Annotated in this window: 11 protein-coding genes; 3 read left to right on the plus strand and 8 right to left on the minus strand. The window is 59.4% G+C overall.

Going from position 1 to position 13,727, the window contains the following annotated elements:
* Positions 1 to 403: 403 nt before the first annotated feature.
* On the plus strand, positions 404 to 2,494 hold the full coding sequence (locus KFO72_RS16400) for a patatin-like phospholipase family protein (protein ID WP_225032580.1): 2,091 nt from the start codon (positions 404 to 406) through the stop codon (positions 2,492 to 2,494).
* Between the two features lie 176 nt (positions 2,495 to 2,670).
* Here the strand turns inward: KFO72_RS16400 and KFO72_RS16405 are convergent, their stop codons facing one another.
* The 3 genes from KFO72_RS16405 to KFO72_RS16415 all read right to left on the minus strand — a co-directional run bounded on the left by KFO72_RS16405 (position 2,671) and on the right by KFO72_RS16415 (position 6,207).
* Positions 2,671 to 3,558, minus strand: a complete 888-nt coding sequence (locus KFO72_RS16405; RefSeq protein WP_225032581.1) for a hypothetical protein — start codon at positions 3,556 to 3,558, stop codon at positions 2,671 to 2,673.
* Entirely contained in the window at positions 3,555 to 4,082 is a 528-nt protein-coding gene (locus tag KFO72_RS16410; protein ID WP_225032582.1) for a hypothetical protein, read from the minus strand. The genes KFO72_RS16405 and KFO72_RS16410 overlap by 4 nt, the downstream gene beginning before the upstream one ends.
* A 955-nt stretch (positions 4,083 to 5,037) precedes the next feature.
* Positions 5,038 to 6,207, minus strand: a complete 1,170-nt coding sequence (locus KFO72_RS16415) for a tyrosine-type recombinase/integrase (protein ID WP_225032583.1) — start codon at positions 6,205 to 6,207, stop codon at positions 5,038 to 5,040.
* Between the two features lie 180 nt (positions 6,208 to 6,387).
* On the opposite strand from KFO72_RS16415, the gene KFO72_RS16420 reads away from it, so the two are divergent.
* Positions 6,388 to 7,341, plus strand: coding sequence for a DNA-binding protein (locus tag KFO72_RS16420; protein WP_225032584.1), 954 nt, complete (start codon positions 6,388 to 6,390; stop codon positions 7,339 to 7,341).
* Between the two features lie 488 nt (positions 7,342 to 7,829).
* Here KFO72_RS16420 and KFO72_RS16425 read toward each other — a convergent pair whose 3' ends face one another.
* Together KFO72_RS16425 and KFO72_RS16430 are read right to left on the minus strand one after the other, a co-directional pair.
* Complete coding sequence (locus KFO72_RS16425; RefSeq protein WP_225032585.1) at positions 7,830 to 8,327, minus strand: H-NS family nucleoid-associated regulatory protein; 498 nt, start codon at positions 8,325 to 8,327, stop codon at positions 7,830 to 7,832.
* A 151-nt stretch (positions 8,328 to 8,478) separates the two neighbouring features.
* A complete protein-coding gene (locus KFO72_RS16430) occupies positions 8,479 to 9,204 on the minus strand; it encodes a hypothetical protein (protein WP_133253660.1) in 726 nt (241 codons plus the stop codon).
* 428 nt (positions 9,205 to 9,632) lie between these two features.
* Between KFO72_RS16430 and KFO72_RS42560 the strand changes: the two genes are divergently transcribed.
* Positions 9,633 to 10,115, plus strand: coding sequence for a TonB-dependent receptor domain-containing protein (locus KFO72_RS42560; protein ID WP_225032613.1), 483 nt, complete (start codon positions 9,633 to 9,635; stop codon positions 10,113 to 10,115).
* A gap of 48 nt (positions 10,116 to 10,163) precedes the next feature.
* On the opposite strand, the gene KFO72_RS16440 is transcribed toward KFO72_RS42560, so the two are convergent.
* The 3 genes from KFO72_RS16440 to KFO72_RS16450 form a co-directional block, all read right to left on the minus strand.
* Entirely contained in the window at positions 10,164 to 10,562 is a 399-nt protein-coding gene (locus KFO72_RS16440; protein ID WP_225032586.1) for a GTP-binding protein, read from the minus strand.
* A 178-nt stretch (positions 10,563 to 10,740) separates the two neighbouring features.
* The gene (locus KFO72_RS16445) at positions 10,741 to 12,168 is read right to left on the minus strand and encodes an aldehyde dehydrogenase family protein (protein WP_110385144.1); all 1,428 of its coding nucleotides are present in this window, start codon (positions 12,166 to 12,168) and stop codon (positions 10,741 to 10,743) included.
* Between the two features lie 190 nt (positions 12,169 to 12,358).
* A complete protein-coding gene (locus KFO72_RS16450; RefSeq protein ID WP_225032588.1) occupies positions 12,359 to 13,522 on the minus strand; it encodes a helix-turn-helix transcriptional regulator in 1,164 nt (387 codons plus the stop codon).
* Positions 13,523 to 13,727: the final 205 nt, after the last annotated feature.

Consider the following 13,727-nt stretch of genomic DNA (forward strand, 5'->3'; position numbering starts at 1 on the left):
AGAAAACTTGAACGGGCGCTGCCCTTTCGGTGGCCCAATTGCGTACGCGCTTTGAGTGCCCTCGCCGATGCATATCGCATGAACGCCCTTCCGCTTTGCCCGCAATTGACGATTCCGAGCCGAGCACTTGCATGCGCACTTCCGGTACTCATCCGCCCGGCGTAGGGCCACAATCAGCGCGCTTTGCAAAATGCCCGTCAGGACGGCGAAAAAGGATTCATATCGACGGATTATGGGAACTTTACACATGCAATCGCACTTCACTTAAGCAAACTCTTCGGGCACGGATCGGCAAAGCCCACGGAAAAGTGACCAGAAGGATCCATCCGAATGGGCAGGACAATCGCCGCTCCGCTCAAGTCAAATGGCCGTCCTGCCGTAATAGATTCTCGTGTCTACCTGCATGAATCAAGTGATGTCGAAATCCGAATCTTTGCCCGGAGATAAAATTAGGATCAAGGACGCACCCCCCTGGTGGTGGATAGTTGCCCTCGTCATCTCGTGCATCGTCCCGCCAGTCGGTCTATGTATGCTGCTGGTTCGATACCGGCAGGTAGTCGCGGTACCGGATGCGCCGGTACAACTCACGGCATACAAGGCACAGTCAGAGGAAGCCGATCACATTTCCAGGCGTCGGAAGAATGCGGGTATCCACAGTGGAGGCACTGTCGGTCTTGCACTATCGGGTGGGGGCATTCGGGCAGCCTGCTTCAGCCTGGGCGTCCTGCGCTGGCTGGAACACAGCGAAAAGATGCGGGAGATTGACTATCTTTCCAGCGTTTCCGGGGGCGGCTACGCGGCCACCAGCTATCTGTACGGCCAAGATGTACAGGATGGCACGAGCGAGCGGGTGTCGCGTGCGGAAGCTGCGCGGGAGCGGCTCCTTCGATCAGAAGGCTATCTGGAAACCGGCCTTGGACGACTACTGACGATGTCACTGGCGTTCCTGGCTTCAGCGATCGTATCTCTGTCTCCGCTCCTGCTGGCCGAGCAGGGCCTGTTCATCATGAGCTACGATTCGCCGGGCCGCCGCGCCTCGCACTACGATGGATGGATCCTGCTTGTCGTATTTCTCAGCGTGACCCTATTTTGTGCGAGCTGGGCCTGGAGACAGAACAGAAAAGACAAGAACGATGTCATGCTGTGGACGACTATGGCGGCCGTAACCTTCGCAGAGGCGGTGCAAACGATACTGATAATGACGAAACTGCTGCAATCAAGGTTCGTCAGTATCACCTTACTCGCTGCGTTCATTATCCTTGTCATCTTGCTCGTTCAGTTGCCCAGGCACAAAGGGATTCGCCAGATCCAGACCTACGCAAAAATTATGCTTTTTCCGGTGAGCGCGATCTTGGTGACGCTTGCAGGTTTCAGCTACTTTGCCTCGCCCACTCTCTACTTCTGCCTTTCGGCCGCGACCGCGTTGATCTACTTCATCAGCGCAAACTGGCTAAATTTTCCATTTAGTCTCTATTCGTCAAGTCTTCGAAAAGGATTCACCGGCAAGGTAGACAACGTCTCTCTTCTGCTGGCGAAAACCGATCCCGCTGCGCCGCTCCATATCATCAATTGCTGCCAGCATTCCAGTCAAAGCGATGACCCCGACGTGCGTGAACGCGGTGGCTGCAATTTCCACATCACCCGGCTGCACTGCGGATCGGACGAGACCGATATATATCCGACCCGATCCTGGCATATGCTGGACAACACAGTACGGCATCTCGATGTCTGGCGGCTTGCAGCGACCTCGGGAGCAGCAATTGACGGGCACGGGGTACGTCAGTCGCCATTGCTGAACGCCTTGTTGAGCTTTGGCAATATCGGACTCGGGCAATGGGTCATTAATCCCGGCACCAAATTCCATCTCCGAAAGGGCGTGCCCAGTCTCCTGTTGAACCTGTTTGCCGCACTGGGTGCTTGGGCAGGTAAAGGCACATGGATACGGCTGAGCGACGGCGGTCATTTCGAAAATCTCGGTGTCTACGAGCTCGTGCGTCGACGTTGCGCCAGCATCATCGTAGTCGACGCCGGGCATGATCCGGAATACAAGTTTGTCGATCTCGCAAGGGCAGCGACACTCTGTTTTACGGATCTTCGCGCGGAGATTGCCATCCCGGGGCTGATGCCGGGGAAGACCCATAGCCACGACCAGTGCGTTTATCGCGGAACAGTGTCCTATCCGGATGGTTCGACCGGCAAGTTGATCTACATCAAACTGGCGGTCGGTGCATCGCATCCGTTGAGGCTACGCCTGCGTTCGTCGTTCGACCAGAAGTTTCCCCACGAACCCACCCGGAATCAGCAGGTCACCAGAGAGTTCGTAAACGCCTATTTTTATGCAGGGCTGCACGCTGCACGCAAAGCAATGCCTTGCGACACAGGAAGTGTCCCAGGCGACGACGGTCAACCTCGGCTGAACCGCGCCGGGAATCGTGGAGGCTCGTTGGTACAAGTTAATGCAGGTTCAGCGGCAGCCGTTTCAAGTTGCCGTTAACTGTTTGCCTGAGCTTCGGCGGGCGGGATATAGCCGAGGGGTTCCATGTCGCCCCGGCTGCCGACCGACGGTTCAATCCCGCTCCGGCCAGTTATGTGGGAGGAACGTGTTCAGATATCCCTCTCGCTTTCCGTACACGTCCGAACGAGAAAGCCTCCAGTTCATCCGTATCGAAGCTAGGCATTCGTCAGGCCCTGGCCTACTTCCAACTCTTCGAGGATCTGAGCAGCCTGAAACGGGTCTCGTACCAGCCGAAGGTCGATGCCTTTCTGTCCGCTCATGAACCGCAGGCGAGCCAGCAATTCGTTGGCGATCTGACTGGCTTCCTTGGTCTTTGCCGTGTTTAATGCCGCTGTATTGATCAGTAACGCGGATTGCGCAGGGGCGTTCGAACGAAGGATGGATGCGGTGATGTCCAGTTCGAGTATCTTGCTTTCCGCTTCTTTCTGTAAGGCCGCGAGATGCGGTGCCGTTTGTGGAAGACTCGTCACCTGTATCAGATGTTTATCGTGCGCATAGTCGATCGTCATGCGCGCTGCGCCAGCCACTTCGATGGTTCGATTGAAGCGCGCCCTACGCTCATCATCGTTCTGCGCAAACACTGATCGAAGCGATCTCAGGAACTGTCTGGTCGGCACCGAGTTTCGTTGAACCTGCTCTTCGCCGTCTTCAAAGTACGATCTCGTACCAAAAGCCGAGAGCGTCCGAATTGCAGTGTCGACGACCTGCTTGGCGGAGTATCCCTTGATGTTCGTTGTGGCACCCACGTCGAAGCCGTCGAAAGGCGCGACAACCTGGTTGAAGTCGGCACCGGCGATCATCTGCTGCTGCATGAATTCCGCGACATGCTGCATGATTCCGAGGGCGGACTCAGCCCGCTTCGCGCCAATCATCGCGCGAAGCTGTTTGGGGTGGAAAGCGATAGGTGTTGCAATCTCGCCGCGATTGGGCGACTTAAACTGAACAAGTATCAGGGCGACGAAGCGCTCTCCCGTCGTAGCCGTCGGCGTCCATAGCACGGGAGCAGCAAGCGCAGCAAATGGTGGGCTTTCCCAGATATTCATGATGAAGAAGACCAAAGATTATTAGCGGTAGGCGTTTCGAGCCGTTGCTCCAGATACATGGCCAGCGGCTTCAAACGCAGCGCTATCAGATCAACAATGGTGGCAGCGATCATCATGATGGGAGCGATCCTAGGGTCCAGTTTCCACTTTCGCATTTCGATGGCCAGTAACGTAAGCTTGTTCGCCTGTTTCGCTAACCTGTCCGCTTCCTTGAGGATGCCCTCATTACCTAAGTGCCTGATTTTCAGCTGCGAAAGAATCTGATTAACCCGGGCGATGTGGTCCACGACCTTGCGCTGCGCACTCGCCTCACCGATCGAGGCGTGCAGATCGGAAAGCGGCTGCAGAGCGAGGTTATGATCGAATAACCACCACTTGACGCCATCGAACAGCAGGTTCTGGGCGTGCCTATCCGGGTTCGCCACCAGTTCGTCCCAAGCCGCCCCTTGGGGGGCGACCTCATCTTCACATACCTTCTGCCAGATGTATTCCGTTCCTAACTCACCGTCCTTGGTCCGTTGCACCGTGAATGGATCGGGTGGCTGCCAAAAAGCAGGACAGGGCCACTTTTAAGGCCATTCGGGTGGTTTGGCAGTTCATCCAGGTCCGCAATCACAAGCGCCGGGTTTGGTACAGGTAATCGCAAGACCTGTGAAGCAAGACCACAAGCCAGTTCGATGTCGATCTGAGATTGGCGTGGAAGATACTTTGCGAATACTGGGATACCTGGCTCATCCAGTCCTGGCACGCCCGCGAGGCCCTTCCAGACGTGATTGAGATGGTCGCCGTAGACCTTTTCGCCCACACCCAGCAATCGGTAAATTGGCGGCCTTTGGACGAGCGCGGCTAGATCGGAGGGTAGGTCATTTCGCGTGGTCATAGTCTTCCGCCTGCCATTCGCTCGGATGTGTATGCTATTGCCAACCCATATTTTGCCATCAATGCTCCACAATCGGACGACGGAAGGCAGGTTGCCGCCGGTTTTGAATCGGTGTCGTCCGCCAACGGCGCCAGCGCGCCCGCGGTCGTGTCGATGTCATGTCAGAGATAGCGATCTGCCTGCGTCGGTTGGACTGCATCGTTATCGCTCAAAGACGCTGATTGCGAAGTGCGCTCCGGCTGATGCATTTTCGGTGCTTCGGAAGATGCTGCCGTTCGCATTGACCGACTCGATGATCACATACTAGCCGCTCGCTTCGGCGTGCACGCACATTGCGCGGGTCGTAACGCATCAGCGCGCCTATGAGCGGAAAGGTTGGGCCCTTTCGCCCGAGTCCTTTTGTTCGCTTTCCCCGACGCGAGTTTCCATTTCCATCGCGCTTAGACCGCTTCTTCCGCCATGCCGCAGTTTTGCCGGATGGCGCAGACGTAACGGAACCTTCCGTGTCGATCCCGGTGTTCGGGCCGCGGATGGGCTATGGGGGCCGTCAACGGTCTTTGCGGGAATCGGCGGGTGTTCGGTCGAGGGTTTTGCCCACGTCAGAAAGCCCGTCGAGCGGTATCGACTTGTTCCCGCACGGTTTCGGCGTGTCGCTGGTCATCCTCTGCATGCAGATAGATGCCGGTCGTCTGGATTGATGCGTGACGCATATTTTTCTGAATGAAACGCAGGTCCGTCCCGGCATCGGCCTGATGTGAAGCTGCACTGTGGCGAAGCCAGTGTGTCGATGCCCGTCGCAGCGTTTTCGCGCCGGCTGCATCCTTCGTTTCGAGCATATCGGCAGCGCGTCGAAACACTTCCTTGACGATCAGGTAGACTGCGGCCGGCGTCAGATGTCTGCGCGGGTCACCCGCGACGCTCATCAACGCGGCAGCCTTCTCGCTGCCCGACGGCGTCGGTGCGAGCCCGTGAAAAACCCGGTATCGCGCGAAGTCCGCCATCAGCGCTGCGCTTACGGGCACCTCCCCTTCGGCGCCGCCCTTCCCCACCACGTGTACCCACCAGTTACCCCGGCTCTGATAGAAGTCCGCCGCCTTTGCGTTCGCCGCCTCCGACACCCGCAGCCCCGTGTGATACAGCAGCCGGATCAGCCAGCGGCTGCGCTCGTAGTGCTGGTGATCGCGCGCGGTGACCCGCGGCCACTGTTCGACGCTGGCGAGCACGTGGTCCCACAGCGCGTGATCCAGATACCGCTCGACCCGCGGCGCGCGTCGGGCTGTAGCGCCCGTCCGGCGCCGCAGGGCCAGCGGATTGCCGGCCAGATAACCGGCGCTGACCAGATAGGACAGCAGACCCGACACGATGCCGAGCGCCTGATGCCGGCTGCGCTCGGACAGCGGCCCGTCGAACAGCCGGCGGGCGCCCCCGCGTCGCGGCCGGGCCGGATCAGCCCAGTCGCCCGTGGGTGCCGCGAGAAACTGCTCGTACAGCAGAAAATCCTCGCGCGTCAGGCTCGAGAGCGGCTTGCGGAGCGTCCGCGTGGCCCACAGCAGCAGCCGCACCGCTTCCTTGCGATAGCTGCGCAGGGTGTGCGGCGAACCCGCATATTCGGCGAGCCACAGGCGCACCGCTTCGATGTCAGTGTCGGCCGCGATCTGGAGATGACCGCCGCGTGCGCGATTGGTGCCGTTGCGCCCGTCGAGGGCCGCAGGCAGCGCGATCGACAGCGCTGGTTCGGGCGATTCAGAGGCGATGGCGGGCAGATTCATGGTGTGACGCGTTTTGATTGGGGCTTTCGGCAGCGTACACGATCAGAACTTGTGATTATGGGCGTTATCACAAATTTTAGTGTTTTATCGTTATGCGTATAACGTTATACAGGGATATACGATTATAATCTTCTTGCAAAACCGCCCTCCTCCACGCGTTTTCACGGTGAAACTCCGCTCATGAGCCGTATCAGTGACACCCGCGTCCGCACCCGGGAAGCCGCCGCTCACCTTGTCGCCTCCGGCCGACCTGCGCATGAACTCACGGTCGACCTGATCTACGCGCAAATCCGCCAGGGCAGCCGCACCACCATCAATGACGAGCTGAAACTGTGGAAGGACGAGCAGGCGCGCAACGACGCGCTCGCCGCAGCAATGCCGCCGGCGGTCGCCAATGCGATGCTGTCGGTGTGGGCGCTCGCGGTCGGGCAGGGCGAACAGGTCTTTGCGCGGCGCGGCGATGAGCTCGAAGCGGAAGCGGCCGCAGCGATCACGCGCGCCGGGGCACTCGAGACGGCCCATGCGGAACTTCAGGGCGAACTTCGCACCGTTCGCGCTCAGCTTGATGACCTGCAGGCACGACTTGCCTCTGCGCTTGCGGAACTCGCGCAGGTCCAGGGCGGGCGTGACGCCGCGCTAAAGCTGGCTGAAGCGTCCGCGACCGAACGGGACGCCGTCCGCGCGCAGTCGGAACAGGCGCTGCACGACATGCGATCCGCCCATCTCCAGGAACTCGAAGCGTTGCGCGCCACCCACGCAGAACAGGAAACGGCTTTGCGGGCACAGGTCGATCAGGCGACGGCCCGGCTCGAGGGCGTGCAGAAGCGCGTCATGCTGCAGACCGAGGAGGCACGTGATGCACAGCGACACGCCGAGGCTGCGCTTTCAACTACCCGGCAGCGCAACGAGCAGCTCATTGTCGACGTGCAGCGAATCTCGGCCGAAGCCGCCGAACATCGCCGGCTTGCCGAACGACACGAAAAGCAGCTCGCCAGCGTGATGGATGAGGCTCGCGATCTGCGCCGAGAACGTGACGCGCTCGCCCGGCAGGCTGCGTCACTGGAGGGCGAGCTCAAGGCTCGCGGCGAAACCTCACCGGCACGCTCTACCAGACCCGCACGTCACGAGCCCTGACCGTATCCGGCACGATCTGGAAGACACGGGAGCGGGGGGAAATTCGCCCTACCAGCCGGCATTGAGTCCGCGGTGGATACGATATGCCACTTCTACCGGACAATATGAAGCCGTGAATCGGGGACATAAACGCATCACGTTCGTCATCGGCGATTGCCGCACCCGGGTGACTGTTTGGTGACGACTCGGCGGTGACACGTCAGTTCACCAGTCGCTCACTGCCACCGCACAGATACGAAGGCCCGTCTGAGCAATAGACGATCTGGTTGGGGCACCTTGCACGTGCGGCAATTCGGCGTCAGAGCCCCCGGAGAGACTTACCGTGCTGCCTCTTCCGCCACGGCAGGTTTCACGGGCGCTGTCACCGCTGCCCGCGCACTCTTTTTTGCCGGAGTCTTACTGGCCAGCTTCTTTTGGGCAGTCGATTTCCTTGCCGTCGCCAGCTTCTTCGCAGCAGCGAGTCCCTCGTTCGTAGCGGCCCCACGCGCCTATGCGATCAGGAATCCTGTACGGTCTTCACCGGCACCGGCAAGCCATGCCGGCACACGACCGCGGCCACTCCACGCGGCACCGGTCTTCGGGTCCCGATATTTCGGAGGCTGCGGGCCCCGCACGTAGTTGCCGGTGGCTGGCTTCTTAGCGAGAGCGGCCGGGTTTGGCGATCCGCCGTCAACGAGGAACCTGCTCCGGTTCTTCACGCTCGCGATCCACGCGGGCGCGCGACCATGACCGGTCCACGTAGCGCCGCTCGTCGGGTCACGATACTTCGCTGAGCTCACGCGCTGTTTCCCAACAGCACCTTCCCGACCCTTGCGGCCACGCTTCCCGCCACCCATGTGTGCCTCGATATCGGCCGTGGTGATGCCATGTTTCTCCATCAAGCCACGGATTTTTTCGAGGACGCCTGAAGACTGCTTCTGGATCAGCGTTTCCGCTTGCGTTTGCAGTTTTGCGATTTTTGCCTGTATGTTCTCGAGCGTAACCATTGCTTTCCCCTGTGGATGAATAGTGGCCGCACTATGCCACACGGTGGCTCGGATGTACCAGCGCGACCGATCGACGAAAAGGCTATTGTGAAGATTTCAATATCCATCCGGCCCGCAAGGCTGGGAGGGATACCGTACTCTTCTTCGTATTTCACTCGTCTTTTGCGTCCGACTCCAATGCATCTCGAACGGCGAGGCTGTATTCGAGCATTGCGATGGTACGATCCATTTCCTGAAGCAACATCCAGCTCAGAAAATTCATAAAATAGAAGGCCGGGATGATAAATACCAAGATTCGGATAAGATTTTCAGAGTGCGACCATAAGGTACTTGCCACGCCCACGAAAGTCGCAATAGCCGGAAACAGTCCCACTTTATCTATCGCACCGGCAAGCAACGCACCGCGCCTTTCGAACGAATTTCGCGCATGTTTGTACTGTGCCAGCTCAAAAGCCACGGCGTTGCGGTTGCAGGCCAGCAACATGTTTACCAGCGGCAAGTCTGTCTGAGAGTCGCCTTTGGCTGCAGAAAGCAACGATGAATAGGGAGCTTTCCGCAGCCGATTCAAAAAGGGTAGCGCTCCACCGATTCCGATAAACGATGCCGCTATCAAAAGCAACCCAAGCAAGGCACTGGCTGCAAAAAATGCGTCGCGGACAGTGTCCCTTTCGGTTATCCAGCTCAACAATACAAGCACGAGAAGTGCGGCGAGTATTGCGATCGCATGCTCCCTCAACGCGGTCGCGGCATTTTCGAACCACCGCTCCGCATCAGTCCTGTCCCCCTCGGGTCTTTTGCGCGTGGTCATCTTCGCCACGATCTCTCGTACTTCTGCGACATCCTCTTCCCGGACGAACGGATATTTGCCTCGTTCCACGAATACTCCTCTTTTGGTTCTCAACGGCCAGTCGTGACAAGACGGGGACTCCAACCGCCACTGCATGAATGTGCTCAATTCCCGGGAGCCTGTTCCACGTAGGTTGGGGAGACCTTATACCGCCCTCGTCGCGGCGACCAAAGCTGGCAAGAGAGCTATGCAGGCTCCGTTTGATAGCAGTCGAGCGGCTGTGACGAGGACGGCTCATACCGTTACATCGGCAAAAAGTGCCGGCGACTTTAGTGTGTTTGCCCCTATTGGCGGAGTAGACATTGATGACCATGCACCTTGCATGTCCCACTAAACGTCCCCGAGTCAGATAACCCACCTCCGTGCACTTCCCCACACCCGCTCACGTCCATCCCGTTGGCTCGCCCGTCATTGGCAGCGGCACTGCGCACCGGCCCGCAAACTCAGTCTCTTGAATGATGCTGAGCATTGATGCGCGCGCATTCAGAGCCGCACTCAACAACGTTGCGCAGCCGGACTTCTCGACGGGTTTCTTTGTCCCCACCGGGGCACAAGTTACGCGAGGTTTCGACTTCTCTGTCAAGGGGCAGATTGCCCCGGGCCTTAGAGTCACGGCCGGCTATACCTATTCCGACCCACAGGTGCCGAATTCGTTTAGCAGTCAAATTGCACGGCATACGGGGAACGTCTGGCTGTATTACGACCTACAGGGAGAGCGTTTCCACGGATTGGGGGGCGGTGTCGGGGTAACCGCCAGTAGCCGCGTGCAATACGTCGATACGACCGGTTTGCTGTCGCCTGCAGGCACCACTTTTACCGTACTCGGACAAGCGCAGACTGATATGACGCTTTGCCGCGCCCGACGATCTGCCAATCGGCGTTGTCACCTCGCTTTTCGGCGGATCATGCGTCGTGTGGCTGGTACGTACCGAGATGTATAGTTCGGCGACCTGTCCGCGCGGCGAAGTAGTGAAAGTCAAAAAGGGCAACTACGTACAGCCGTCAAGTCCCGCCTTGATAATGTCTGCAGGCAACTGTTTGCCGATGAAGACGATCCTGGTTTCCCGGATGTCATTGGGCGACCACGCCTTACCGAAATCGGCGCCGAAGATCATATGGACCCCCTGGAAGGCCAGGCGCCGGTCCAGTCCTGCGATATTTAACACGCCCTTATAGCGCAGCATCGACGCACCGTATATAGACACGATCGTGCCGAAGAATGCATCGAGCTTCTCCTGATCGAGAGGCGTCGTATTAGGAAGCCTTGAAGCCTCGGCCGTTGGCTGTTTAGTCACCACATTGACAATGCCCGTCGGATTCATCATCCCGGTGAGAACGGCGTCTGCCCCTTTGATGACCTCCACTTGCTCGACCGCGGCAATCGGCAAGCCGAGCGAATTCGCACCTTCCGACGGGGTCCTTTGATGACTCGCACCCCGCAACTTGAGGCCCCGTCCACTTTTATGCATCCTCTTGTCTGAGCCAAACAGTCATCAAAGAAGCGGCGCTAAAACTTCCGCTGACGTACGACGGCCGAGCCGCAACTCGGCCGCCCCTGGTTGACCTTCAGGCTTCGCTTTCAGCGAGCTTGTCCAACGAAGCGATCGCGCCTTCATTTGCCAGCAGCGCGCGCTTGCGGACATAGCGCATGATGCTGGTCGCGCCGTAACGGGACCCGCCCATGCCCGACTTCTTGAACGCGGTTTTCTCGCCGTCGAACATCATCACGCGCGGCAGTTCCGTGTCGTTGATGCTGACGCCACCCGCCTCCATCTTCGTCGCGAAGTCACCCGCAGTGTGCGTGTCCGGACCGAACACTGCGCCGCTCAGACCAAACATCGAGTCGTTCATCAAACGCTCGGCTTCGGCGTCGTCGTGAAAACGCATGACGGGCACGACCGGGCCGAACGTCTCTTCGGTCATCAGGGTCATCGTGTGGTCGACGTTCGTCACGATGGTCGGGTCGAGCCACACGGCGCCATTGCTCAGCTCGCTCTTGCCGCCGAGCACGATCGAAGCGCCCTTGCTCACGGCATCGTCAAGTTGGGCATCGATTGTCGCCGCCTGCTTTTCGAAGATCATCGGGCCGTAGTGACCGCCATCGCCGGCCGCGACGCTGCGCTTCAACGCAGCGGCCTGCCGGCTCAGCTCCGCGACCAGCGCGTCGTATAGCGAGTCATGCGCATACACCCGTTCGATCGCGTAGCATACCTGCCCTGAGTTATACAGTGCGCTGCGCAGAATGCAGGTCGCCGCGCGCTCGACATCGGAGCCTGCGAGCACAACTGCCGCGTCCTTGCCGCCCAGTTCGAGGAACGCCGGAATAAACGCTTGCGCCGCAGCCGCCGCGATCTTCTGGCCTGTCGGCACGCTGCCCGTGAACACCACGGCATCCGATTGCGTGACGATTGCCGCGCCCGTTTGCGCGCCGCCTGTCACGAGCGTGATGATATTCGCGAGTTCTGGCACCGCCGCGATAGTCCGGCGCAGCGGCTCAATGAAGCGCGGCGTCACTTCGCTCGGCTTGATGACGACAGCGGCGCCCGCGACCAGCGCGGGAATCGCATCGATGAACGACAAGACGAGCGGGAAATTCCACGGACTGATGACGCCGACCACCGGATAGGCTGCATACGTGACCTTGAACACGATGTCCGGATGCGCGTCAAGCTTGCGGAACGGCGTAGCGAGCACGTTCGGCGCGTGCTCGCAGAAACCGTGAATGAAGTGGATCACCGCCCCCAGTTCTTCCGCTGAAATACGGTGGCGCGCCGTATCGACGGAAAGCGCTGCGACTACGTCGGCACCATTCTTTTCAAGTTCGTCGGCCCAGGCGAGCAAGGCCTTCGTGCGATACGCGAGGCCGCCCTGCGCCCATGCGTGTTGTGCTTCGCGAGCAGCGGATACAGCGGCGCCGATGCGCGCTGCGTCCATGTCGTCGATCTGATAGTCGAGCTCGCCGGTGCGAGGGTTGCGAACTGCGATAGACGTCATCGTGTTTCCTTTCGTTGCGTGGTGTTGCCCGCGGAGGCGGGACATTCGGGCATCGCAGGTCATGTGACGAACACACGACCTGTTTGACGATGACCGATGCTAGCAACGCAAAAGAAACGCGAACATCATGCGCCGGGCGATCCTGCCGAATTCCTACATCAAAATGCGTCGCGCAAATCCAGGCTGCGCATCAGCGTTGTTCGGGCGTCGTCTTGTCCGCGATGTCACTGACGGCTTGTCGCGCGATTTCGCGCACGCGGTCTTTGCCGTTCTGCTCATCGGCGTCGCTCAACGTTGCCGGCCTGCGGTCGATCGGACTGGCGAGACGACGCGCGTCTTTCGGCGCAAAACCGAAGTAGTCGCGAAATGCCGCGGTAAAACTGGTCTGGTGCTGATACCCCACCGCGAGCGCCACCTGACCCACCGGCTGACGTTCGTCCACCAGTAGATGCAGCGCATGGTTCATCCGACAACGATGCCCGTAGTCGAAGATCGTCATGCCGTAGAGAAACTTGAACCCGCGTTTCAGCTTGGATGCGTTGGTGCCTACCACGCGCGCCAATTCGGGAATGGTAGGCGCGCGCCGCAAATCTTCCACGATCAATTCGCGCGCCTTCTCGATTAGACGCAGATCACGCGCCGAAAGCGTTTCGCCCGGTTTGTCGGCATTCAGATGCGCGAGCCACATCTCGATGCACGCACACAGAATCTCCGTGCACTTGCCTTCGAGATACAGCATCTGCCGCGCGCCACGGTACGGCGATGCAAGCAGCTGTTCAGCAATATGCAGCGCTTCGACGCTGAACGGCATCTGGCGGTTATAGATCTGGTCGAAGCCAACTGTGGCCAGTTCCGCGCGGATGCGATCCGCTTCGCCGCCGAGCGACCGCAGGAGCCGGTCGAAGTACCGCTGCGTGACATAGAGGCCGACTGACTGCCAAGGCCCTGGCCCACACGTGACCTGGTAGCGCACGTCCGCGCCTTGCCGGCATACCAGCAGATTGGGCGCGTTCACCTGCAGATTGCCGGTGTCGGAGAAGTCCACGCTCGCAGGGCCTGACAACGAGAAGTGAAATTCGACGAAGGACTCGGGCAGCACGCTCTCCGAGCGGCTATGCGCGTAATTACAGTCCGACACGACAATGAAGATTTCGTCGCGAATGCTCGCCATGCGCCACGCACCCTCTTGCGCATCGCCCGGTACCGGCACGATAGCGCCGTAGAGCCCGAATTCGGACACGCTGATGCAGTCCGGCCGGGTGCGCAGCGCGTCGAACGCTTCAGTGAGTCGCGATTGCGGCCCAGCAAGCGACGTGCGAAAAAGACCCAAGGGCGTTGCGGAAATCGTCGGCATATCGGGCTCCAAAGTCAGATAAGCAGGTGAGCTGACCCCGCGATTCAGCGAACAATCCAGGGAACGAGCCGACGAATCGCAGACCCCATCATTATTGACCCGCCAAAATAAGCCTGCCCTTAGTGACTCTCCCTAGCCGACAGCGCAAAGCGCCGACGCTGAAAATAAAAAACCGCTTTGCCTAGATCGACGCCCCGATAGCTCA

The sequence above is a fragment of the Paraburkholderia sp. XV genome, assembly GCF_020177535.1.
Taxonomy (GTDB): Bacteria; Pseudomonadota; Gammaproteobacteria; order Burkholderiales; family Burkholderiaceae; genus Paraburkholderia; species Paraburkholderia caribensis.